The sequence below is a fragment of the Komagataeibacter sp. SM21 genome, assembly GCF_041402665.1.
Lineage (GTDB): Bacteria > Pseudomonadota > Alphaproteobacteria > Acetobacterales > Acetobacteraceae > Komagataeibacter > Komagataeibacter saccharivorans.
Genome location: NZ_JBGLOV010000005.1, coordinates 1 through 23051, shown reverse-complemented (window position 1 = coordinate 23051; position 23051 = coordinate 1). Strand labels below are relative to the sequence as shown.

18 protein-coding genes and 1 pseudogene are annotated in these 23051 nt (G+C 62.1%); 4 read left to right on the top strand and 15 right to left on the bottom strand.

From position 1 onward, the window contains the following. Position 1: 1 nt before the first annotated feature. The 15 genes from ACBR42_RS06675 to ACBR42_RS06605 form a co-directional block, all read right to left on the bottom strand. Positions 2-1090, bottom strand: a complete 1089-nt coding sequence (locus tag ACBR42_RS06675; RefSeq protein ID WP_102323928.1) for a GlxA family transcriptional regulator — start codon at positions 1088-1090, stop codon at positions 2-4. Positions 1091-1348: 258 nt separating this feature from the next. Further along, positions 1349-1852: a prolyl-tRNA synthetase associated domain-containing protein gene (locus ACBR42_RS06670; protein ID WP_110547902.1), complete on the bottom strand. Its 504-nt coding sequence runs from the start codon at positions 1850-1852 to the stop codon at positions 1349-1351. Between the two features lie 6 nt (positions 1853-1858). Further along, on the bottom strand, positions 1859-2974 hold the full coding sequence (locus ACBR42_RS06665; protein ID WP_102323930.1) for an S-(hydroxymethyl)glutathione dehydrogenase/class III alcohol dehydrogenase: 1116 nt from the start codon (positions 2972-2974) through the stop codon (positions 1859-1861). A 47-nt stretch (positions 2975-3021) separates the two neighbouring features. Next, positions 3022-3765 (bottom strand): electron transfer flavoprotein subunit beta, encoded by a 744-nt coding sequence (locus ACBR42_RS06660; RefSeq protein WP_371207542.1) that lies wholly within the window; start codon positions 3763-3765, stop codon positions 3022-3024. Position 3766: 1 nt separating this feature from the next. Beyond that, positions 3767-5002 (bottom strand): electron transfer flavoprotein subunit alpha/FixB family protein, encoded by a 1236-nt coding sequence (locus ACBR42_RS06655; protein ID WP_371207541.1) that lies wholly within the window; start codon positions 5000-5002, stop codon positions 3767-3769. Continuing rightward, positions 4999-6888, bottom strand: coding sequence for a DUF3483 domain-containing protein (locus ACBR42_RS06650; protein ID WP_371207540.1), 1890 nt, complete (start codon positions 6886-6888; stop codon positions 4999-5001). Before ACBR42_RS06650 ends, ACBR42_RS06655 begins: the two co-directional genes overlap by 4 nt. Positions 6889-6893: 5 nt before the next feature. Next, a complete protein-coding gene (locus ACBR42_RS06645) occupies positions 6894-8939 on the bottom strand; it encodes an FAD-dependent oxidoreductase (RefSeq protein ID WP_371207539.1) in 2046 nt (681 codons plus the stop codon). Continuing rightward, positions 8936-9955 carry a GlxA family transcriptional regulator gene (locus tag ACBR42_RS06640; protein ID WP_102324260.1) on the bottom strand — a complete coding sequence of 340 codons (1020 nt, stop codon included), beginning with the start codon at positions 9953-9955 and terminating at the stop codon, positions 8936-8938. The genes ACBR42_RS06645 and ACBR42_RS06640 overlap by 4 nt, the downstream gene beginning before the upstream one ends. 2 nt (positions 9956-9957) lie before the next feature. Continuing rightward, positions 9958-11049 carry an FAD-binding oxidoreductase gene (locus ACBR42_RS06635; RefSeq protein ID WP_371207538.1) on the bottom strand — a complete coding sequence of 364 codons (1092 nt, stop codon included), beginning with the start codon at positions 11047-11049 and terminating at the stop codon, positions 9958-9960. A 17-nt stretch (positions 11050-11066) separates the two neighbouring features. After that, positions 11067-12323 (bottom strand): SRPBCC family protein, encoded by a 1257-nt coding sequence (locus tag ACBR42_RS06630; RefSeq protein WP_110548292.1) that lies wholly within the window; start codon positions 12321-12323, stop codon positions 11067-11069. Positions 12324-12446: 123 nt separating this feature from the next. Continuing rightward, positions 12447-13805: an L-serine ammonia-lyase gene (locus ACBR42_RS06625; protein ID WP_110548291.1), complete on the bottom strand. Its 1359-nt coding sequence runs from the start codon at positions 13803-13805 to the stop codon at positions 12447-12449. Between the two features lie 30 nt (positions 13806-13835). After that, positions 13836-14357 carry a sarcosine oxidase subunit gamma gene (locus tag ACBR42_RS06620; protein WP_371207537.1) on the bottom strand — a complete coding sequence of 174 codons (522 nt, stop codon included), beginning with the start codon at positions 14355-14357 and terminating at the stop codon, positions 13836-13838. Between the two features lie 4 nt (positions 14358-14361). Then, entirely contained in the window at positions 14362-17367 is a 3006-nt protein-coding gene (locus ACBR42_RS06615) for a sarcosine oxidase subunit alpha family protein (protein WP_110548290.1), read from the bottom strand. After that, on the bottom strand, positions 17364-17669 hold the full coding sequence (locus tag ACBR42_RS06610) for a sarcosine oxidase subunit delta (RefSeq protein ID WP_102323940.1): 306 nt from the start codon (positions 17667-17669) through the stop codon (positions 17364-17366). The genes ACBR42_RS06615 and ACBR42_RS06610 overlap by 4 nt, the downstream gene beginning before the upstream one ends. Positions 17670-17679: 10 nt before the next feature. After that, a complete protein-coding gene (locus ACBR42_RS06605) occupies positions 17680-18933 on the bottom strand; it encodes a sarcosine oxidase subunit beta family protein (RefSeq protein WP_102324261.1) in 1254 nt (417 codons plus the stop codon). A gap of 734 nt (positions 18934-19667) precedes the next feature. Between ACBR42_RS06605 and ACBR42_RS06600 the strand changes: the two genes are divergently transcribed. From ACBR42_RS06600 to glyA, 4 genes and pseudogenes are all read left to right on the top strand, one after another. Further along, positions 19668-20597, top strand: a complete 930-nt coding sequence (locus ACBR42_RS06600) for a glycine betaine ABC transporter substrate-binding protein (RefSeq protein WP_371207536.1) — start codon at positions 19668-19670, stop codon at positions 20595-20597. Between the two features lie 15 nt (positions 20598-20612). Next, positions 20613-21461 (top strand): choline ABC transporter permease subunit, encoded by an 849-nt coding sequence (gene choW, locus ACBR42_RS06595; RefSeq protein ID WP_371207535.1) that lies wholly within the window; start codon positions 20613-20615, stop codon positions 21459-21461. Then, positions 21461-22660, top strand: coding sequence for a glycine betaine/L-proline ABC transporter ATP-binding protein (locus ACBR42_RS06590; protein WP_110548289.1), 1200 nt, complete (start codon positions 21461-21463; stop codon positions 22658-22660). Before choW ends, ACBR42_RS06590 begins: the two co-directional genes overlap by 1 nt. Before the next feature lie 219 nt (positions 22661-22879). Then, positions 22880-23051: pseudogene (gene glyA, locus ACBR42_RS06585) on the top strand (serine hydroxymethyltransferase); the annotation flags it as partial.

The following is a 23051-nucleotide window of genomic DNA, read 5'->3' as shown; positions in this document are numbered from 1 at the left end:
GTTACAACTCCTCAAACAGACGCACGCCGACACGTTCCGTCAGCGAACGTTCGGGCATGAAGGATATGCCACCGTCGGGCACCAGACGCTTCGCGCCCCTGACCTCGCTCGGGCTCTGGCCGAACATGGACTTGAAATGCCGGGAAAAATGCGCACAGTCTGAAAACCCCGTCTCGACCGCGATTTCCGTGACCGACAGTTCCCCCTGCTGCAGCAGGGAGCGCGCGTAACGCAGGCGGATCAGGCGGTAGAAATCCGTCGGTTTCATGCCCAGCGTCGTCTGGAACAGGCGTTCAAGCTGGCGCGAGGATATGCCCAGATAGGATGCCAGCCGACTGATCGAAACCGGTTCATTCATATTCTGTTCCATTTCCAGCACCGCGCGACGGATACGGGAATCAGTAATATGATTTATTTCATCAATAATGGGGGGATAGGGTTGCAGTAATGGCGCATTGCTTCGCGTCGGACGGTCCAGAAGCAGGATATGACTTGCCTTCTTGGCGACCTGACGGCCCAGATACTGTTCGATCAGGTACAGCACCATGTCCGCGGTCCCGCCGCCGCCCGAACAGGTAATGCGATCGCCTTCGACCAGGTACATCCGGTCACTGACGACTTCATGTTCGGGAAACTCCTCCATGAAGTCCTGCCGGTGATACCAGCTCAGGCAGCATGCACGGCCTTCCATCACTCGCGCACGGCACAGGACAAAAACGCCGGTGCATAGCCCGATCAGCGTGACACCCGCGCTGGCGGCGCGGCGCAGGTACTGCAGCGTGCTGTCATCCACCTGCCGCCTGCCATGCAGCAGGCCGCCGACAACCGCGATACAGTCGAATTCGGAAGGATCGCGGAACTCGCTATGGCGGCTGATCGGGATGTCGCAGCTTGAACGCACCGGATCGGGGCGACTGTTCATGATCGTCCAGTTACACAGGATGGGACGGCTGTTATCGTCCTTGTCCCCTGCAAGACGCAGGTAATCGACAAACAGCGAAAAAGCGGAAAGCGTGAAATTTTCGGCCAGTATGATGCCGACCCGCAGACGTGGGGTTGGCCTGGCACTATCGGACTGAAAACGCATCATGCTTACCCCTGCACAGCTTGGCCGCACGGCAATGACCGACCGATTACCCCGATGGCGTATTCATGAGAGTATGAGACAGTATCGCCCCGGACTTTTCCTTATGCGACAGAAATTTATTTCATTACGGCATTAAATATAATCTGTCCGGCGTGTGGCCATGCGCATCCACGCCAGATGCACACAGGGGGACAGGATGGTCCTGTCCCCCTTTCCGGACCATCCATGTGGACAGCCTGCGCCATGTTACAGGGGAGACGGTCAGACCGTCTCCGCATCGGTAAAGGTGACGACCAGCGGTTCCACCCCGAGGGCGTGGAGAAATTTACGCAGGTCATCAGGACTGATGGAAAATGTCTGCGTATTATCCATCGGGTGCATGGTGATGTAATCACCCTGCAGAAGTGCGGCATCAATGGCGAAACGCACCTGATGATCCGTATCCGCAATCATGCTGAGCGGGCCGAGTGACCCCGGTATGGTCTGCAGCCTTTCCATCATCCGCTCCGCACTGCCAAAGGACAGCCGCTTGCAGTCCAGCAGTTGCGGCAGCTTCTTGAGATCAACCTTCCTGTCCGCCGGGACCGTCAGCAGGAACATCGCCCCCTTTGCATCCTTCAGGAACAGGTTCTTGGTGTGCTGGCCACGTATATCCCCCCAGTAGGCCTCCGCGTCCTCAACGGTGCGCACCGGCGGATGGGACAGGATTTCGGGCTGGATGTCGAGTTCGGCCAGCAGGTCAAGCAGCCGTTGGCCGGTTTCCATCACGGCTCAGAACTCCACGACGGTACGGATGCTCTCGCCACGGGCCATCATGTCGAAGCCTTCGTTGATGCGCTCCAGTGGCAGGGTGTGGGTAATCAGGTCGTCGATGTTGATGCGGTTTTCCATATACCAGTCAACGATCCTGGGCACGTCCGTACGCCCGCGCGCGCCACCGAAGGCCGATCCGATCCACCGCCGTCCGGTCACGAGCTGGAAGGGGCGCGTGCTGATTTCCTGCCCCGCACCCGCAACACCGATGATGGTGGACACGCCCCAGCCCCGATGCGCGCATTCCAGCGCCTGCCGCATGAGGGTCGGATTACCCACACATTCGAACGAGTAGTCCGCCCCGCCACCGGTCAGTTCCACCAGATGGCCCACGATATCGCCATCCGGCCCCAGATCGTTCGGGTTGACGAAATCGGTCATGCCGAACTTGCGCGCCATCGCTTCGCGTGCGGGGTTGATGTCCACGCCGATGATCCTGTCAGCACCGACCATCTTCGCACCCTGGATCACGTTGAGGCCGATACCACCCAGCCCGAACACCACAACGGACGCACCGGCTTCCACCTTGGCCGTGAACAGCACCGCGCCAATACCCGTGGTGACGCCGCAGCCGATGTAGCAGACCTTGTCGAACGGCGCGTCGGGACGGATTTTGGCCAGCGCGATTTCCGGCAGGACCGTGTAGTTCGCAAAGGTCGAGCAGCCCATGTAGTGATGGATCGGCTGCCCCCTGAACGAAAAGCGCGACGTGCCATCGGGCATCAGGCCCTTGCCCTGCGTGCTGCGGATGGCCGTGCACAGGTTGGTCTTACGCGACAGGCACGACTTACACTCCCGGCATTCCGGGGTGTAGAGCGGGATGACATGATCGCCGGGCCGCAGGTGCTTCACGCCCGCGCCAACTTCCACCACCACGCCTGCGCCCTCATGGCCCAGAATGGCCGGGAACAGCCCTTCGGGGTCCGCGCCGGACAGGGTGAACTTGTCCGTATGGCACAGCCCGGTGGCCTTGATTTCCACCAGAACCTCGCCCTCGCGCGGGCCTTCAAGCTGTACGGTCTCGATTTCCAGCGGTTTGCCCGCTTCAAATGCAACGGCTGCCCTTACGTCCATAACCTTAAACTCCCGGTCTTTTATGAAAAATTCATGCCACGACCTGCCTACCTATCGGTTTGCAGGACACCCAGCATGACCAGATGGTCCCTGATCGCCTGCGCCGCTGCCTGCGGCGTGGGATCAATCATGACCCGTCCCCCCGTGCCCGATGCCTGAGCCTGTATCAGGCGTGGCCGGGCGCGGTAGGGCCGGATCTGCATGTCTGCCCCTGCCATGTCGGCAGGGGAGCTGTCGGCTGTCTCGCCATATGTCAGCACCTCGCCCCGCCGCATGGCGGCGAAGGAAAATGCAGGGGTGAAGGGCGCCATTTCATGCACGCCCAACACGCACGGACCTTTTACATGCGCCCTGCGCCGCACCCCGCGTGGCAGGGCCTGTTCAACCTCGACCACGCCCTGTGTCGCCTGAATGGCAACGATATCGCGCATGATGGGCCAGTCCAGCGCATGCGCCAGCGCGTAGGGAAACAGCCCGCTATCCTCGCCGCCCGAACCGCGTCGCCCGGTCAGCACAAGATCGACCGGCGCGCCGTCAAACGCTGCGCCGGAACGGATATAGGCCGCAAGGGCTTCCACCACTCCCGCCTGCCCTGCCCCAAGGGCGACAATGCGTTCCAGCCCGTAGCCTGCATATTCACGCATCGTGGGGCCAGCAGGACCGACATGCACGCCCAGCACTTCGCCACCTAACGCCAGCGCCATGCCAATCGCGCCGATTTCCCCCGCAACGGGTGCGGGCCTGCCCGATACCGTATCGTATCCCGCTGACAGCAGTATGATCGTGCGCATCCTATTCTTCCGTCCCGTTGCGCAACACGTCCAGCAGGGCTGGCATGACAAGCTGGGCATCCGCGATGATCGCCAGCCCCGCGCGTTCAACCATGGCCGCGTGCAGGTCCGTATTCACCGCCACGACATGCTCGACCCGTCCCAGCCCCTGCAGGTGCTGCGGCGCGCCGGATATGCCCATGGCGACATAGCATATGGCATCCAGCACCGTGCCCGATGCGCCCACCTGCATCTCCCGTGGCAGGAGCCCTGCATCACAGACCATGCGACTGCCACCGGGGGAGGCATGCAGCGCGCTCACCATCTGCCGGAACATGTCGAAATCCGTTACGCCATTCCCGGCGGAGACAACAAAGGGCGCTTCCGCCAGCGCCATCGTCGCCGGATCGCCCGGCTGGGGCGGGGCGACACGTATGCGCCCCCCGCCATGGACCGGGGACTGACGGTCATCACCATCCATCCCCGTCACGCGGGCTTCGTGCGCATTCCCGCCATAGGGCGCCACCCGATCGGGCGACAGGGCCATGATGCCCGGCAGGGTGGATGCAACCTGTTCCGACCGGCGGGCCATGGCGGGACGGATGGCGTTGCGGGGATTGAGAACCTCCACATCACCCATGAAACTGCGTCCGGTCGCAACCGCCACGCGCCGGGCCATGTCGCCGCCATCGGTGCTTTCGCCAAACAGCACCGTCCGGGGCGTAAACCGGGCCACTGCGTCACCGATTGCCGCGACGCTGCGTTCGGGGTCGGTGGGGTCCAGCGGCAACGGCAGCACCCGGTCCGCGCCTGCCTGAGCAAAATCAGTATAGGCTGCACTGTCCAGACTGGCAGGACAGCACAGGACAACAGCCCCCTTCCACGCATCAGCCAACAGGCGGGCCGCGCCCATCACCTGCCGGTCAAGACGGCCAGGGCGGCCATCGGGCAGGTCAGGCACCACCATGACCAGACATTGCGGGTCATCAATGCGGATGACCTGACTACGTGCTTCCTGAACGGGGGTGGCGTTGCCACCCATGCCTGCCCGCCCGTCACGAACAAGGCGCGCACGGGCCAGACCGGGCACCAGCAGGCGCTGACGTTCCGCGCGAGGGTCCCGACGCAGGCGACCGGACGGCGAGACCTGCCCAGCCCTGTCTGCAAGTGCTGCCGGGACAAGGCGCACGCGCCCGGCCTGCCCCGCCGTCATCCGGCGCAGGCGCAATGCCCGGGGATCAGGCCGCAGCCGGGTCATGCCCGCACCACGGCGTCAAGAACCAGTTCGGCTATATCGCGCACGTCCGGCCGGTCGCCCGTCACACCTTCCAGCATGGCGGTGCAGCCGGGACAGCCAACGGCAACGATACGCGCCCCCGCATCACGCGCCTGCCCCATGCGCAGGTCGGGTATACGCACCTGCGCGTCAACATCGCTGACCGGATTACCCCCACCACCACCGCAGCACATGGCCTGCATGCCATGGCGTTCCATTTCCACGGTCCGGGTGCAGGCGGCCTGCAGCAGGCGGCGCGGGGCCTGTGTTTCCCCATTGTAGCGCGCCAGATAACATGGATCATGCCATGCGACCGGCGGCAGGTCGCGCGCCGCCAGCACCAGCCTGCCCTGTGTGACCAGATCATCCAGCAGGGCCGTATGATGCCGGACGCGCCATATGCCCCCAAGCGCCGGATATTCGTTACGCAGCATATTATAGCAATGCGGATCGGCGGTGACGATGGTGCTGAATTTACGCCGCCCCAGCGTCGTGATGACGTCCGCCGCCAGCATCTGGAATGTCGCTTCATCGCCCAGCCTGCGGGCCAGATCGCCGCAATCGCTCTCGGCTTCACCCAGTATCGCAAAGCGCAGGCCCGCCTGCTGCATCAACCGGACCAGTGCCTGCAGGGTGCGGGCATACCGCCGGTCATACGCCCCTTCCCCCAGCCAGAGCAGGATGTCGGTTTCCTCCCCTTCCTTCAGGACGGGAATATCCATCGCCAGCATGTCCGCACGTTCGGACAGGGGGCGGCCACCCGGTTCGGCGCTGTCACGCATGCGCCGCAACACCTGTGCCGCGCCGGGGCGGACATCGCCATGCATAAGGGTCTGACCGCGCCGCAGGGCGATGACCGTATCGACATGTTCGATCATCATCGGGCATTCCTCGACACAGGCACGGCAGGTCGTGCATGCCCATAACGTGTCGGGGTGTATCATGGCGTCCGTTCCGACAACCGGATGGTCCATGCCACCATTCCCTGCCACGGGTGGGGCGTTGGGGGCCGGACTGCCGGTATAGGACGCGCCGCCATCGTCACGCATGGCGCTGACCATGCCCTGTATCAGCGCCTTGGGGTTCAGCCTCTGCCCGGCGGCGAAGGCGGGACAGGCCTGCTCGCACCGCCCGCACTGGATGCAGGCATCAAAGCTGGACAGCATATTCCAGGCAAAATCGCCCGGCGTCACCGCCCCCAGCACCGGCCGGGTCAGATCGAGCGGTTGCAGCGCGGTATCGCGCCCGCCACCGAACCGGCCGGGACGGGAATGGGCCACCAGCCATGTGGAACCCGCGAAGGCATGGCGCATCGGGCCATACAGGAACAGGCCCAGCAGGCCGAAACCACCCACCGCCAGCAGCATGGTGGCGAACGCCATTACCCCCTGCCGCGCGGGCGTGTAGGCAAGGACAACCTGACAGGCCGCAAGCACGGCGATCGCCCCGGTCATGGCGGCAAGGACAGGGGCAAGCCAGTTGAACAGACCGCCGGACAGGAAGGACGGCCGCACCGGCACCCGCCGCGCCCGCACCAGCGCCGACCCGGCCATGCCCGCCAGCGCACATGCCAGAACCAGCCCCCAGTAAATCCGGCTTGATCCCAGCGGTGGCAACATGGCCAGCATCACAAGCACAAGACTGCCCAGCAGGCCACCGGCGGCAAGGACATGCATGCGCCCGGCACCGGGGCGACGTTCGACCACATGGTGCACATCCACCAGATACCGCCGGGGCAGCGCCAGCAGGCCACCGACCCAGTCCACCCGCGCGGGAGCGCCGCGTCGCCACAGGCGCACGAAACCCGCAGCCCCGACCGCAACCGCGATGGCCAGCAGCCAGACCAGCCCGATCATAAGCCATGCCATGGGTGTTACAGATCCTTGCACAGGCGCAGCGCATCATACAGGGCGGCATGGATATTGCGCCCGGCCACCGCATCGCCGATACGGAACAGCGCGTAACCATCCTGTCCTTCGGCAAAAACGGGCTGGGGCCTGCCTTCCAGCAGGGCGGGCAGGTCGGTCTGGCCGCGATTTGCGGCATTTTCCTTGAGCGCGAAATACAGATCCTCACGCGGCAGGTTGCCATATTCGACAATCACATGATCGACGACGCGCTCTTCCTCCACATCCGTCATGGTGTTGCGCAGCACGGCGACCAGACGGGAATCCTCGCGGTAAACTTCCGTCAGTTCCATGTTGGGCGAAAGCACCACGCCAAGGCGGTAGAGTTCACGCAGATGCACCGGCTGGTTGGTCGTTCCCACTTCCTGCGCGATCAGGCGGTCGCCTGTCGCCATTTCCACCAGACAGCCGCGCGTGGCCAGAACTTCCGCCACGGATGCCGCGTTATGCTGGCCCATGTCATCATACAGCAGCACGCTGCCCGTGGGTTCCACCGTGCCTTCCAGCACGGCGCGCGCATCATGCACCAGATCGGAACCCGGACAGTCCCCGACCGAGGCGTGGCCGCCGGTGGCCACGATCACCACGTCCGGCTTTTCCGCCGCGATCAGTTCGGGCGTGGCGCGGGTGCCCAGCCGCAGGTCAACCCCCAGCTTGCGCACCTGCGCGTCCAGCCAGCGCACGATGCCCGAAAGCGCTTCACGCCAGCCCGCCCGCGCGGCGATGGTTACCTGCCCGCCCGTCTGGGCTTCCTGCTCGAACAATACGACATGATGCCCGCGCAGCGCACAGACGCGCGCGGCCTCAAGCCCCGCCACCCCGCCGCCCACGATTACCACCCGGCGGCTGATGTCCGCGCGGGGAATGTCGTGGGGCATGGTCGCTTCGCGCCCCGTGGCGGCATTCTGCAGGCACAGGGCATCGCCGCCGACGTAAATGCGGTCGATGCAGTACCCCGCCCCCACGCACTGGCGGATATCGTCCTCACGCCCCTGCGCCAGCTTGTTGACCAGATGCGGGTCGGCAATATGGGCGCGCGTCATCGCCACCATGTCGATATGCCCTTCGGCCACCGCACGCGCGGCGGTTGCGACATCGGTAATGCGCTGGGCGTGGAAAACCGGGATGTCGACCTCACGCTTGATGCCGCTGGCCAGATGCAGGAAGGGCGCCACGGGAAAGGCCATGTTCGGCAGGCTGACGGCATGCGACATGTCATCGCGCGCCTGACCGCCAAGGACATTGACGAAATCGATCAGGCCACGGCGGGCATATTCGGTGGCGATGGCGATCGCATCTTCGTGCGACACGCCGTCCTTCAGCAGTTCGTCGCCGCTCATGCGCATGCCCATGATGTAATCATCACCCACGGCTTCACGCATGGCGGTCAGGATTTCGATGCCAAAGCGCATGCGGTTTTCCAGCGATCCGCCATAGGCGTCCGTACGGCGGTTGACCCCGGGCGACCAGAACTGGTCCAGCAGATGCCCATGCGCACCCGAAATCTCGAACCCGTCCAGCCCCCCCTGCCGGCACCGCCGCGCGGCATCGGCGAAGGAGCGGATAACGCGGCGGATATCCTCCACTTCCATATCCTTGGGCACCGAGCGCGATGCGGGTTCGCGCACGACGGACGGGGCGATGACCGGCAGCCACGCATCCGTATCCCATCGCGTGCGACGGCCCATATGCGTAAGCTGGATCATCAGTGCCGCGCCATGCTGGTGCACACGGTCCGCGAACTGCTGGAAATACGGAATGATCCCGTCATCCGCCACCGCAACCTGATTCCACGGCGTTGCCGGGCTGTCGCAGTCAACCGAGGACGAGCCGCCAAACATGGTCAGGCCAATGCCGCCCTTCGCCTTTTCGGCATGATAAAGCTGATAACGCTCCTGCGGCCTGCCATCGCGGGCATAGCCCGGCGCGTGGCTTGTGCTCATGATGCGATTGCGAATTACAAGGCCCTTGATGCGTAGTGGCTTGAACAGCACCTCTGCATTGGCGTTCATTCAGGGAATCCAGCATTGCTTGGTTGTCGGGAAAGATAATCGTTCAGGCGCGACATGGACGGACGGAGCCGCCGTTCATCACGCGGTGCGCAGCCGAAACGGCTGCGATAGGCCGTACTGAAATGCGCTGGCGATACGAAACCGCAGGCCAGACTGACATTGGTGATCGACATGCCCGTCTGCTGTAGCAGCCGCCGCGCGCGCTCAAGGCGCACACCCACGATATACACCGCAGGCGTGCAGTCGGCATGACGACGGAAAAGGCGTTCAAGCTGGCGGACGGACAGCCCGACATCGGCGGCGATGCCGCTGATCCGCAGGGGGCGGTCAATATCGCGTTCGATCAGGCGCATCGCCCGCATGAGGGCGGGCGGCGCATCCGCCAGCGTGGAAACGGGCTGGGCCTCGTTTCCCGTGCGGCTGCGATCAAGGATGAACTGCGCGGCAACCGCCTGCATCCGCTCACGCCCGAAACGGGCTTCAACAATGCGCAGCATCATGTCCAGCGGCACGGAACCGCCCGCGCAGGTCAAACGGTCACGGTCGATTACGAACATTTCGTCCGTAATGTCGATTTCCGGAAATTCCTCCCGGATCGCGGACAGGTTTTCCCAATGGATGGCGCATTTGTAGCCGCGCAGCAGCCCCGCTTCCGCCAGTGTGAAGGTGCCCGTGCACAACGCCCCCAGCACCACATGCGCCCGGGCCTGCACACGCAGGAAGTTACGCAGCGATGCCGAACTGGCCGCACGGACATTGATGCCGCCGCACACGAATATGACATCATATGGCCGCGTACGCTCGGGCGCGACGGTGGGATGCAGCATGAGGCCGTTGCTGGCGGTCGCGGCCTCCCCGCTCTGGGTCAGGATGTCCCATTCATAGACATCCTGCTGCGTTACGCGGTTGGCCATGCGCAGGACTTCGATCGCATTGCTGACCGCGATCATCGAATAGCTGTTGAGTGTCAGGAAACCAAAACGGCTCAGCCCGGCGAGATCCAGCTTACGATTCATGATCAGCGTTCGATAACCAGATCGCTGGTCGGTTTCGCGCAGCACAGCAGGATCATGCCGCGGTCGATCTCACGCTGGCGAATGCCGCCATCGTGCTTCATTTCCACCGTGCCGGATACCAGACGGCATTTACACGTCCCGCACATGCCCTTGGCGCACGATGCGGGCAGACGCATGCCCGCCGCCCGCGCGGCGGACAGTACCGGCGTATCCGCACCGCACTGGATATCGCGCTGGCTTTTGGTGAATGAAATGCTGAACTGGGCCGCTTCCAGTTCCTCGATGGCTTCGATGATTTCGGGTTCGTCGGCAACCAGCGTACCGAAATCGAAGCTTTCCTCATGGTGGCGGGCCATGTCGAAACCGCCCTGCCCCAGCATGTTCCGGACCGCATCCATAAAGGGCGCGGGACCGCATACGAATACCTCACGCTCACGCCAGTCGGGCACGGCGAGTTCCAGCGCGCTGGCCGACAGCCTGCCACGATAGCCATCCCACCGGTCGGCAGGCGTATCATGTTCGCACAGCGTCACCGTGCGCAGATGCGCGTTCGCCTGTTCCAGTGCCGCCAGTTCGTGGCGGAAGATGCGGTCGCGCGGGCTACGGGCCGCATGGACAAACATGATATCCACATCAGCCGCCATGTCGCTTAACGCACGCGACATGGACATCATGGGCGTAATGCCGCTGCCACCGGACAGGAACAGCATTTTCCGCGCCCTGGACCCCGCACAGGTGAAATCACCCATCGGGCCAAGGGCGCGCACTTCCATGCCCGGATGCAGGTTGTCATGCAGCCAGTTCGACACCACGCCACCGGGCACGCGCTTGATGGTGATTTCCAGCGTGTTGGGCCGCGTGGGGCTGGAGGAAATCGTGTAGCAGCGGTTGATTTCCTGCCCGTCGATCATGACCGTAAGCGTCATGAACTGTCCGGGCGCGTAGGAAAACAGCCGTGCCTGCGGGGCGGTAAACACGAATGTCCGGACATCGTGCGTTTCATCGCGTACCTGACGGCAGACCAGAACCTCATCACGTTCAGGATCCCAGAACGGGACCCCCTGGGCTGGTGGATGTGTCACAATAGCCGACATGGATGCGCGGCCTCCGTTCATTTCACGTTATGGGAGAGGCGGTCGAGGTACCAGTTCACGAATTTCTCAACCAGACCTTCGGTATGGGGCGAATAGGGACCGGGTTCATAGGCCGGGTCCATAGCTCCCTGCTGGCCGATGGCGACAAGGTCAGCGTCCTGCTGGTTGGTGGCGTTCCACACTTCGGTCAGGCGGGTCAGGTCGTAATCGACGCCTTCCACCGCATCCTTGTTCACCAGCCAGCGCGTACGGACCAGCGTATGGCCCTCGTCAATGGGAATGGCGGAGAAGGTGACGATATGATCGCCCATGAAGTGATGCCAGGAATTGGGCTGTGTCCAGAACGACAGGCCACCAGCCGCCATGTCGCCTATCGTCCCCAGCGGGATGCGGCACGCGGCGCGGGTGTCCATCGTCTGGCTTTCGCCCGCGCGGTCGATCGGCAGGCGTTCGGTACGAAAGCCGGTGACCCGGTCGCTCAGATGCTCGACCTCACGCGATGGCAGGCCCGCAGCTTCCCATTTCGCGCGCGACGATTCACTAAGCTGGTTATAGCGTTCGGCTTCCCTGCGCCCTTCCTCATCAAGGGATTCCGGCGCGAAACCGAAACCGTAGGCAAACAGCGGGATGGTCAGTTCGGGATGGTTCGGGCCGCAGTGATAGCACTCGCGGTTGTTTTCCATCACCAGCTTCCAGTTGCCGTTTTCAATCAGGTCAGCCTGATGGGCAACGCGGGTGTTGCGGATGTCATGGGGGGCCAGATACGGCTCCATGATTTCGGCCATCGCGTCGATATCGTCGGGCGCATCTTCGGCCAGACAGATGAACAGCAGCCCCCCCACCGAACGCAGGTGGACCGGCTTCAGCCCGTGGCAGCCCCGGTCGAAATCGGGGGTCATGTGTTCCGCGAATTTCAGCCCGCCGTCCAGCCCGTAGGTCCATGAATGGTAGGGGCAGACAATATTGCCGATGATTGTCTTGCCTTCAGGGATCATGCGCGCGCCGCGATGGCGGCAGACATTGTGGTAGGCCCTGACGGCGCCTTCATCATCACGCACGATGATGACGGAGGAATTGCCGATATTGACCACCATCGCGTCACCTTCCTCGGCTACGTCGGGTTCAACACCGACATAGATCCAGTGACGGCCGAAAATCGCCTCCATATCCATCCGGAAGATTTCGGGACTGGTATAAAACGGCGCTTCCAGCGAAAACCCCGGCTTGCGCCGGGCGATCAGTTCGCTGACTGAAACCACGCTATCCTTGGCCATCGCACGGTGGACCTTTCCTTAGAAATACGCGTTATGCGATTACCAGTATCGTTCCAACACAATAACATCTTATGCGTATATGCGACATATTATTATATCAGAACGACTTTCTTGTATACGGCGCTAACATTCAGGAAATCCGACAGCCAGCCCCCCCTGCGAGGTTTCCTTGTAGCGGCTGCTCATATCCGCACCCGTCTCGCGCATGGTGACGATCACCTGATCGAGCGACACGAAATGCGTGCCGTCCCCCCGCATGGCAAGCGACGCCGCATTGATCGCCTTGACCGCGCCAAAGGCGTTGCGTTCGATACAGGGTATCTGCACCAGGCCGCCAACCGGGTCGCATGTCATGCCCAGATGATGTTCCATGCCGATTTCGGCGGCGTTTTCGATCTGCTGGACATTGCCACCCAGAGCCGCCGCAAGGCCCGCCGCGGCCATGGAACACGCAACCCCGACTTCCCCCTGGCAACCAACTTCCGCGCCGGAAATGGAGGCGTTGCGTTTGAACAGGCCACCAACCGCCGTTGCGGTCAGCAGGAAGTCATATTCCCGCTCCGGCGTGGCGCCGGGGCAGAAGTCACGGTAATACCGCAGCACGGCGGGCACCACGCCCGCCGCCCCGTTCGTAGGCGCGGTTACGATACGGCCCCCTGCCGCGTTTTCCTCATTCACGGCAATGGCGTAAAGGCTGACCCAGTCCATGACTTCGTGCGCCGCGCGCACGTTGCGGAAACGGTCCCCTTTCAGCCGGTCATAAATGGCCGCCGCCCGCCGTCGCACCGCCAGACGCCCCGGCAGGACCCCCTGCTGGTGCATGCCCCGGTCAACGCAACCCATCATGGTTGCAATGATCCGATCAATCCCGGCGGTGATTTCATGTTCCGGGCGCAGGGCGCGTTCATTGGCCAGCACGATTTCGGCAATCGTCAGGCCGGTACGGCGCGTGATCTCCAGCAGGTCACGCGCCGATGTAATCTCGAAAGGCACGTCCGCCGTGGCCACCACCGCATCATGGGCATGGGCCTCGGCCACGATAAAGCCACCACCGATCGAACAGATCCGCTGGCACGCAACCTGTTCGCCGGCCGCATCATAGGCGATGAACTGCACCGTATTGGGATGGACGGGTGGCACCGTCACGCGGTCGAATATGATGTCACCGGCCGGATCGAAGGACAGGGTCCGATCCGGCAGCGACAGCCTGTGGGCCGCCCTGACATGGGCGACCAGTTCATCGGCCATGTCTGGATCGACGGTATCGGGCAGATACCCCATCAACCCCAGAATGACGGCCTTGTCCGTCGCATGTCCCACGCCGGTCCAGGCCAGTGATCCCAGCAGGGTGACCTCTATCCGCGCCACATCGGGACAGGCGCGCAGCGCGACCGCGAAGTCATGCGCCGCGCGCATCGGCCCGACCGTGTGGGAGGACGATGGGCCGATACCGATCTTGAACAACTCAAAAAGGCTGATCATGCCGTCCCTGTTTCGCTGCTCGCTGCGTCGTCAGAACCTGACATCGCAGGCTACTTTCTGCAGATATTCCGTCATGTAGGGGACGAACGAACGCCACACCTCCAGCCGGAACGATTGCGGCCCCGTGCGCCAGACCATGCCATCCGCCTTGGCCAGCAGCGTGCGCGTAGCCATGCCGACGGGAAAGGCGCGGATGTTGAAATCCATCGGGGAGAGGCTGGACAGAACCAGTTCCACGTCCGGCCCGCTGATATCGATGGCAACCTGCCGGTCGCTGATTTCAACAAGGCTGGAAGGGATGTCCTTCAACCCGGCCTGCAGGGCGGAGTAAATGGCGTCCGCCCCGTCCGGCTCGGCAAAAAAGACCAGTTCGTGCGGGCCGAGGCGGGCGGCAGTACCGCCAGCCACCTGCGCCGTACGGAGCATGTCCGGCACACCGGACAGGCCAAACGCCGCAGCCCCCGCCGCAAGTCCGGCATCGCGCCCCTGCAGCACCCAGCGGCGCAGATCCGGTCCCGCCGCCACATCAAAACGGGCTTGAGACGCTGTCATGACATCAGACATTCAGGCGGGCTCCCTCGACATCATAAAACACGGGATTGGTAACCTTGACCGGGATCGACCGGCCTTCCACAGGCACATACAGCGTCTCGCCCATACGGGCGCGGCCACCGGCCACCATCGCCAGCGCGATGGAATGACCCAGCGTCGCACTGAAATAGGATGACGTGACATGACCCAGCTTGTGCATGGGCACGGCCTCATCGGGACGGGCCACAAGCTGCGTGCCTTCTTCCAGCACCTCGGACGGGTCCAGCGTCAGCAGGCCGACAAGCTGCAGCCGGTCAGGGGCCTTGAGCGCGGGCAGCGCCAGCGACCGCTTGCCGACAAAGTCCTTCTTGACCTTGCTGACCGCCCAGCCACATCCGACATCATCAGGCGTTGCCGTGCCATCGGTTTCCTGACCGACGACGATGTAGCCCTTTTCCGCACGCAGCACGTGCATCGTTTCGGTGCCATACGGCGTCATGCCGTGCGGCTCGCCCGCGGCCCAGATCGCATCCCAGATCCTGCGACCATGCCTGCTGGGCACGTTGACCTCGAAGCCGAGTTCACCGGTGAAGCTGACGCGGAACAGTCGCATCGGCACACCGCAGATGCTGCCTTCGGCCATGCTCATATGCGGCAGGGCCTCGGCGGAGATGTCCAGACCATCGACCAGCGGCGCCAGCACCTTGCGCGCCAGCGGCCCCTGTACCGCAATGACCGACCATTCTTCCGAAGTCGAGGTCAGCCACACATCCAGATCCGGCCATTCGGTCTGGAGATAGTCCTCCATCATGTTCAGAACGCCGGCGGCCCCACCCGTGGTGGTGGTGACGTGGAAGCGGTCCGCGGCAACCCGGCCCACAACGCCATCGTCATACACGAACCCGTTTTCACGGCACAGCAGGCCATACCGGCACCGGCCGACCGCAAGCTTGGTCCAGCCATTGACATACATGCGGTTCATGAACGTGGCGGCATCGGGGCCGACCACCTCGATCTTGCCCAGCGTGGAGGCATCGAAAATGCCCACCGCACTGCGCGTGGCCAGACATTCGCGCCGGACAGCCGCTTCCATGTCTTCCCCGTTGATCGGGAAATACCGCGCGCGCTGCCACAGGCCGACATCCTCGAACACCGCGCCACGATCCCGCGCCCAGCCATCCGCTGCCGTGCGCCGCACCGGATCGAACAGGAATTCGCGCGCATGACCGGCAAAAGCGCCAAACGTGACCGGCGTAAACGGCGGGCGGAAGGTGGTCAGGCCAACCTTTTCCACCGGGCGGCCCAACGCTTCGGATGCAATGCCCAGCGCATTCACATTGGATGACTTGCCCTGATCGGTCGCCATGCCGGTCGTGGTGTAACGCTTGATATGTTCGATGGAGCGGAAGCCCTCGCGCACGGCAAGCTTTACGTCCTTGGCCGTCACGTCGTTCTGGTAATCGACGAAAGCCATGGCACGCAGGCCCTTGCCGCGTCGCGGCAGCGCACCAGCGAAACCACCCCGGCCCGGTTCGTCCAGATCGCCCGTCTGCCATTGCGGGGCCGATCCGTCGAACCCGGTGGCGGCAGCGGCTTCGGCCCCTGCCCGCGCGCCGTCTTCCAGCACCCTGTCCAGACGATAGACGCCACGGCACGCACCGGCGGAACGTTCGCGTTCAGCCGACTGGCCGGGCACGTAAACGCCCAGTTCCTCATCAAACACCAGCTTGCCACGCGACTGGGAGAACATGTGGACGCTGGGCGTAAATCCGCCCGACATCAGCACCAGATCGGCCCGCCACTGGTGCCCCTTGCCCACCGAACCATCGGGAAGCAGTTGCGCCAGTTCCACGCTGCACACACGGTTGAGACCATGCGCGCGCTGGATGGTGGTGTTGGGAAGCACGGTAATGCCCGCACGGATGGCAGCCGCCACCAGCGCGCCATCCGGCGCGGGCCGCAGGTCGGCAATGGCCGCGACCGTTACACCCGCGTCCTTCAGGTCCAGCGCCACGCGGTAGGCGGCGTCATCCGCCGTGACCACGATCGCCCGCCTGCCGCAGGCCACGCCGTAGCGGTTCAGATAGGTACGCGCGGCAGTCGCCAGCATGACACCGGGACGGTCATTGCCATCGAATACCAGCGGGCGTTCCAGCGCGCCCGCCGCCAGCACGACTTCCTTCGCCCGGACCTGCCACAGCCGTTCTTTTGGCTGGCCGACGGCCGGATGCGCCAGATGATCGGTCAGGCGCTCATTCAGCGCGACCATGTTATGCGGGCCGTAATTGAACGCCGTGCAACGGGTCAGAAGCCGCACATTGGGCATGGCGTTCAGTTCATCAACGACTTCACGCGCCCAGGCGGCGCCCGTCTTGCCATCAATGCGCGATGTCGTGTCCGACAGCAGCCAGCCACCGGCTTCCGCCGTTTCATCAGCCACGATGACACGCGCGCCAGCCCGGCCCGCCGCCAGTGCCGCGGCAAGACCGGCAGGCCCGGCGCCCACCACCAGCACATCGCAGTGTTCATAACGGAAAGCATACTGGTCCGGGTCCGGCGCGGTGGGTGCTACACCCAGCCCGGCTGAGGCACGGATGATCGGCTCGTACACCTTGTCCCAGAAGCTGCGCGGCCACATGAAGGTCTTGTAGTAGAAGCCGGCAGGCAGCAGCGGGGCAGCCAGCGTGTTGACCGCGCCCAGATCGAATTTCAGGCACGGAAAGCGGTTCTGGCTGATGGCGACAAGGCCGTCATGGATCTCGACCTGTGTTGCGCGCAGGTTGGGGGTCTGCAGCGCAGGGCCGGAGCCTACGGCGACCAACGCATTGGGTTCATCCGACCCGGCGGAAACCACGCCGCGCGGGCGATGGTACTTGAACGAACGCCCCATCAGGTGCTGCCCGTTGGCCAGCAGCGCCGATGCCAGCGTATCACCTTCGTAACCCTGGAATTCACGGCCGTCGAAAGTAAAGGTCACGCGCCGCGCAGTATTGACGCGGCCACGGCCGGGAATACGGTACTGCTTTGTCATCGTGCCGCCTCCGCCGCCGCTTCGCTGTCGATGGTGGGGCGTGGCTGGCCCATTTCGTAAGTCATCACAAAACGATCCGTTCGGGTATCACGGATGGCATTGAAAAACCGTCCGCATCCATGGGAATGACGCCACCGTTCGGCAATCAGTCCCTTGGGATTGTCACGCATGTAGAGGTACTGGGCCCATTCCTCATCACTGACCGCCATCGGGTCGGCAGGGCGGACGATATGGGCTTCGCCAGCATTGGCATATTCGATTTCGGCACGATCACCGCAATAGGGACAACGGATCAGAAGCATGCTGACCTCCTTAGTGGGCGACGGCCGCTGCCGCGGCCTCGTCGATCATGACCCCGTCACGGAAACGCTCTATCGTGAAAGGCGCATTGATCGGGTGCGGTTCATTCCTGGCAATTGTCCAGGCAAACAGGTTGGCGGCCCCCGGCGTGGCCTTGAACCCACCCGTACCCCAGCCGCAATTGACATACAGGCCAGGGATCGATGTCTTGGCCGTAATGGGCGAACGGTCGGGCGTATTATCGGTAATGCCGCCCCATGACCGCAGCATGCGCAGGCGGCGGAACATGGGGAACAGTTCGCAGATGGCTTCCAGCGTATGGGCGGGAATGTGCAGCCCGCCGCGCTGGGTATAGGATACGTAGGAATCCGTCCCTGCCCCGATCACCATCTCACCCTTGTCCGACTGGCTGATATAGGCATGGATGGTGTTGGACATTACGATGGTGGGAAACGCGGGCTTGACCGGTTCGGACACCAGCGCCTGCAGCGGGTTGCTCTGCAATGGCAGGCGTATTCCCGCCATGCCCAGCACGACCGAGCTGTGACCCGCAACCGATACGCCGATCTTGCCCGTGCGGATATCGCCGCGCGTGGTGTTTATGCCGGTCACTTCACCCGTGGGTGCGCGCATGATGCCCGTCACCTCACAGTTTTCGATGATATCGACACCAAGGTCGCTTGCCGCGCGGGCAAAGCCCCACGCGACCGCGTCATGACGCGCGGTGCCTGCGCGGCGCTGCAATGACGCGCCAAGAACAGGGTAGCGGATATTGGGGGAAATATTCAGCGGCGGGCAGAATTCCTTGGCTTCTTCCGCCGTCAGCCATTCATTGTCGATCCCGTTCAGGCGATTGGCATGAACATGGCGCTTGAAGCTCTGCACATCATGGACCGTATGCGCGACCATAAGACAGCCGCGCTGACTGAACATGACGTTGTAATTAAGCTCCTGCGAGAGGTTTTCCCACAGTTTAAGCGAATGTTCGTAATAGGAAGAACTTTCATCAAACAGGTAATTCGACCGGATGATGGTCGTATTACGTGCGGTGTTCCCCCCCGCGAGCCATCCCCGTTCGATCACGGCGATATTACGCAGTCCGTGCTGCCTGGCCAGGTAATAGGCCGTGCCCAGACCGTGGCCGCCACCGCCTACGATAACGATATCGTAGGCCGGTTTGGGCGCAACCGACCGCCACTGGGGCTTCCAGCCAAGATGACCGCCAATTGCCTGGCGCGCTAGTGAAAGTGCCGAAAATTTCTGCATGTTCATCCTACATGCTGCGAGACGATATGACGCCGAGCATGCACCCGCCGCCTGTTTCCCGCTGGTATGGATAAGACGGAAAACTTGAATAATAGCGACATGCTGGTTTTTTTATCGAAACGAATCTGAAAACCCGTCACAGCATGCACGACTGCGCATAATTTTTATTTAATTCAGTTGGTTATGAAATATCCCACGATGCACGACTGTAGCCCTTACGACACGGCGCACCATCACGCATGTCGTATCGACCTAAATGATCCTGTGCATAAATGTTCAGGCCACGCCGCATCCATACAAACCCTGCGGCGCGTTATGGATCAGGCGTTACGGCGGGCTGTTTTCTAAAGATTGTCAGCCAGGGAAAATCAGCATCCTGTCCGGCAGACGTATCCGTTACCATCGCAACAGGAAGATGCGCAGTCAAAACCGCGTAAAGTTCCGCCCGCCTCGACTGCCTCCACGCGACACCGCATGTCGTTTCTTCATGACAATGGATGGCTGATTAAACTGTTTTTTCAGGAAACCAGCTATCTGACACCAAAACCGTTACGCCCGTTTGTTCGTTTCCGACATTTTCATGCATGTTAAAGCCATGTAGTTCTAAAACAGGTCACATATTCAATATTTTGAATTATATGATTTCAGTCCGTTTTTCGGCCTTGCATCTGCAATCGGTTCTTATGCAGAATGAATTACCGTCCGGTTTTTCCACAAAGGATATTCCGCCCGTCATGCATCGCCTGTCTCCTTTTCTATTCCTTGCATTGGGAGCGCCCGTCCTTGCCCATGCGGCGGACCCCGCTTCGTGCCGCGCGGTCAGGCTGGCCGATGTCGGCTGGACCGATGCATCCGCCGTTACCGCCGTAGGGGCGGAGGTATTCGATGCGCTCGGTTACACTGCATCCACCCCCATGGTTACGCTCAGCCTCGCCTATCTCAGCATGCAGGACGGTCATATCGACGGGTTTCTGAGCAACTGGGACCCCACGGGCGTATCCGTGATCGCGCCATACCTGAAAAACGGCAGCGTGCAGCAGATCGCGGTCAACCTGCCCAATGGCCATCTGGGCCTTGCGGTACCCGATTATGTCGCGGCCGAAGGGTTGCGGGACTTCAAGGACATCGCGGCATGGGGCGCCAGGCTGCACCATGTCATCTACGGGCTGGAATCAGGCAATGACACGAATGATCATGTCCTGCGCATGATCAATGAAAACATGTTCGGACTGCAGCATTTCCGGCTGGTTGAAAGCAGCGAACAGGGCATGCTCAGCCAGGTTGCGCGATCGGTCGAAAGCCATCGCCCCATCGTCTTTCTGGCATGGGAACCGCACCCGATGAACATGGACTTCAGGATTACCTACCTGACCGGTGGGGAAAAGGTCTTTGGCGCGGGTGCCCATGTCAATACCGTTGTCCGCACCGGCTATGAGGCCGCATGCCCCAATGCCTACCGGCTGCTGAAACAGATCCGGTTTTCGGTGCCGGGTGAAAACATCATGATGAAGGCGATCCAGGACGATCACGTCCCCCCGCGGGAGGAAGCCCGGCAGTGGCTGCGCGCCAATCCGGATGTTCTGGCCACATGGCTGACAGATGTGACCACTTTTGACGGACAGCCGGGACTGGCCGCGGCCCGCACCTATCTGGGCATTCATTAAGGACGACCTGTCATCATGAAACATATGGAAACCTGGATCACATCGCACAAGCTGCCGGTGGGCGCCGTCATGGCGCAGCTTGTCGATTTCGTGCGCAAGCACTTCATGTTTTTCTTTAACGGCGTAAGCGACGTGGTCGGCTCCCTTGCCGATGGGCTGACGGATTTCCTGCTTGGCTTCCCGCCCCTGCTGCTGCTGGTTGTCTTTACGGTGGGATCGTACGTCGCCCGGCGGTCGGGATGGCTTACGGCACTGGTCGGGCTGGGGCTGCTGTTCATCATCAATCAGGGCTACTGGCAGGAAACGATGGGCACGCTGTCGCTTGTGCTCTTTTCCACCATCATCTGCCTGCTGGTCGGCGTCCCGCTGGGTATTGCCGCAGCCCATCGCCTCTGGCTGGGCCGCCTTCTGCATCCCGTGCTCGATCTCATGCAGACGCTGCCCACCTTTGTCTATCTGATCCCCACCCTTATCCTGTTCGGTCTGGGTACGGTTCCGGGCATGATCTCCACCATCGTTTTCGCCATTCCCGCCCCGATCCGGATGACGGAAATGGGCATTGCCTCGGTCCCGCGCACCCTGCTGGAAGCGGGAGAATCCTTTGGCAGCACGCCACGGCAGCTTCTGTGGAAGATCGAGATTCCCGCCGCACTGCCCATGATCCGCGCGGGGCTTACACAGTGCATCATGCTCAGCCTGTCCATGGTCGTGATCGCCGCACTGGTCGGTGCCGGGGGGTTGGGGGTGCCGGTTGTGCGCGCGCTCAATACCGTGCAGGTCGATACGGGCTTTGAATCCGGCTTTGCGATTGTTCTGCTCGCCATCATGCTCGATCGCCTGTGTCGCGCAAAAGGAACGTCCTGATGACTACCGCCCTTGCCTTCAGCCACGTTGACATCCTCTTCCACCGCCAGAACAGCAAGGCCGCCATCAACCGCGCGCTGGCCATGCTGGATGAAGGTGGAACGCGCGAAGAAATCGCCCGCACAACACAGGTTACCGTGGGCGTAGCGGATGCGAACCTTGCCATTGAACGTGGCGAGATCAGCATATTGATGGGGCTGTCCGGCTCCGGAAAATCCACGTTGCTGCGGGCCGCGAATGGTCTGAACAAGGCGGTGCGGGGGGAAGTGCAGATCGGTAATGGCGTGGCCTATGTCGATCTGTCCAACTGCGATGACGATACGCTGCGTGAAATCCGCAAGACCCGCATTGCCATGGTGTTCCAGAATTTTGGCCTGCTGCCATGGCGCACCGTGCGTGACAATGCCGGGTTAGGACTGGAACTGCGTGGCATCACCCCGTCCATGCGCCGCAAGATGGTGGACGAAAAGCTGGAACTGGTCGGGCTTTCACGCTGGGCCAATTCGCGCATAAGCGAACTGTCGGGCGGCATGCAGCAGCGCGTCGGCCTGGCCCGCGCCTTCGCCACGGATGCCGATATCCTGCTTATGGATGAACCTTTTTCCGCGCTTGATCCCCTCATCCGGCGCAAGCTTCAGGATGAACTGCTTCACATCCAGAAGCAGTTGAAGAAAACCATCATCTTCGTCAGCCACGACATCGACGAGGCGCTGAAGATCGGCAACCAGATTACGATCATGCGCGAAGGCCGCATTATCCAGACCGGCACGCCGCATGACATCCTGTTCCGCCCGGTCAATGATTACGTGGGCGAATTCGTACGCCATATGAATCCGCTGCCGGTTCTGGACGCGGCATCGGTCATGCGCGGGCTTGATCTGCCGGGCAAAACGGATGACGGGTTTACCCCCATTGACGAAGCGGGCCTGTACAGGTTCGATTTTGTCGCCGATCAGGTCAGGCATATCGGTGGCAGGGTGCATGCCATCCAGCGCCACATGACCGTGCCCGATACCCATACCTGTGAAATCGGGCCGGGTCTGGTGCAGTGCGTACCCACGGGAACATCGCTGCATGCCGTTGCCCTGTTGCGCCAGCGCAGCAACATGCCGGTCCTGATCCACCGGGAAGGCGAAGTTGTTGGCCTGTGCGACCATGGCGATATCATTCGGGGCATGACGCAAATAATGGGTGGCTGACAGAACGCCCGTACAAGCGTAAGAAAAGAATGTAAGGCGTGTTTTATTTTATATTACGCAGGTATCTGTCGTAATCTGAAAATAAAATGACGCCACTTTCCAAAAGCACTGTCCGGGGATACCCCTTCCCCTGTATAAGCACCTTATAACGCGGAGCCGTCCGCCCTCATGCCATTTTACACTATTTATGGCGGTTCTGCATTTTCTGGAGATTCGATCATGTTGGACACTATTGATCAGGCAGGTCTGCGCCAGTACTTCCATGCCCCGCTGACGGAAGCGGACCCGGATGTTGCTGCGATCATTGGCGCGGAACTGGAACGCCAGCGCGACGGTATTGAACTGATTGCGAGCGAGAACATGGTGTCGGCCGCGGTGATGGCGGCGCAGG

Coding starts and splice junctions, on each gene's coding strand:
- ACBR42_RS06675 (WP_102323928.1), bottom strand. CDS start 1,090: ATGATGCGTTTTCAGTCCGATAGTGCCAGGCCAACCCCACGTCTGCGG.
- ACBR42_RS06670 (WP_110547902.1), bottom strand. CDS start 1,852: ATGGAAACCGGCCAACGGCTGCTTGACCTGCTGGCCGAACTCGACATC.
- ACBR42_RS06665 (WP_102323930.1), bottom strand. CDS start 2,974: ATGGACGTAAGGGCAGCCGTTGCATTTGAAGCGGGCAAACCGCTGGAA.
- ACBR42_RS06660 (WP_371207542.1), bottom strand. CDS start 3,765: ATGCGCACGATCATACTGCTGTCAGCGGGATACGATACGGTATCGGGC.
- ACBR42_RS06655 (WP_371207541.1), bottom strand. CDS start 5,002: ATGACCCGGCTGCGGCCTGATCCCCGGGCATTGCGCCTGCGCCGGATG.
- ACBR42_RS06650 (WP_371207540.1), bottom strand. CDS start 6,888: ATGGCATGGCTTATGATCGGGCTGGTCTGGCTGCTGGCCATCGCGGTT.
- ACBR42_RS06645 (WP_371207539.1), bottom strand. CDS start 8,939: ATGAACGCCAATGCAGAGGTGCTGTTCAAGCCACTACGCATCAAGGGC.
- ACBR42_RS06640 (WP_102324260.1), bottom strand. CDS start 9,955: ATGAATCGTAAGCTGGATCTCGCCGGGCTGAGCCGTTTTGGTTTCCTG.
- ACBR42_RS06635 (WP_371207538.1), bottom strand. CDS start 11,049: ATGTCGGCTATTGTGACACATCCACCAGCCCAGGGGGTCCCGTTCTGG.
- ACBR42_RS06630 (WP_110548292.1), bottom strand. CDS start 12,323: ATGGCCAAGGATAGCGTGGTTTCAGTCAGCGAACTGATCGCCCGGCGC.
- ACBR42_RS06625 (WP_110548291.1), bottom strand. CDS start 13,805: ATGATCAGCCTTTTTGAGTTGTTCAAGATCGGTATCGGCCCATCGTCC.
- ACBR42_RS06620 (WP_371207537.1), bottom strand. CDS start 14,357: ATGACAGCGTCTCAAGCCCGTTTTGATGTGGCGGCGGGACCGGATCTG.
- ACBR42_RS06615 (WP_110548290.1), bottom strand. CDS start 17,367: ATGACAAAGCAGTACCGTATTCCCGGCCGTGGCCGCGTCAATACTGCG.
- ACBR42_RS06610 (WP_102323940.1), bottom strand. CDS start 17,669: ATGCTTCTGATCCGTTGTCCCTATTGCGGTGATCGTGCCGAAATCGAA.
- ACBR42_RS06605 (WP_102324261.1), bottom strand. CDS start 18,933: ATGCAGAAATTTTCGGCACTTTCACTAGCGCGCCAGGCAATTGGCGGT.
- ACBR42_RS06600 (WP_371207536.1), top strand. CDS start 19,668: ATGCATCGCCTGTCTCCTTTTCTATTCCTTGCATTGGGAGCGCCCGTC.
- choW (WP_371207535.1), top strand. CDS start 20,613: ATGAAACATATGGAAACCTGGATCACATCGCACAAGCTGCCGGTGGGC.
- ACBR42_RS06590 (WP_110548289.1), top strand. CDS start 21,461: ATGACTACCGCCCTTGCCTTCAGCCACGTTGACATCCTCTTCCACCGC.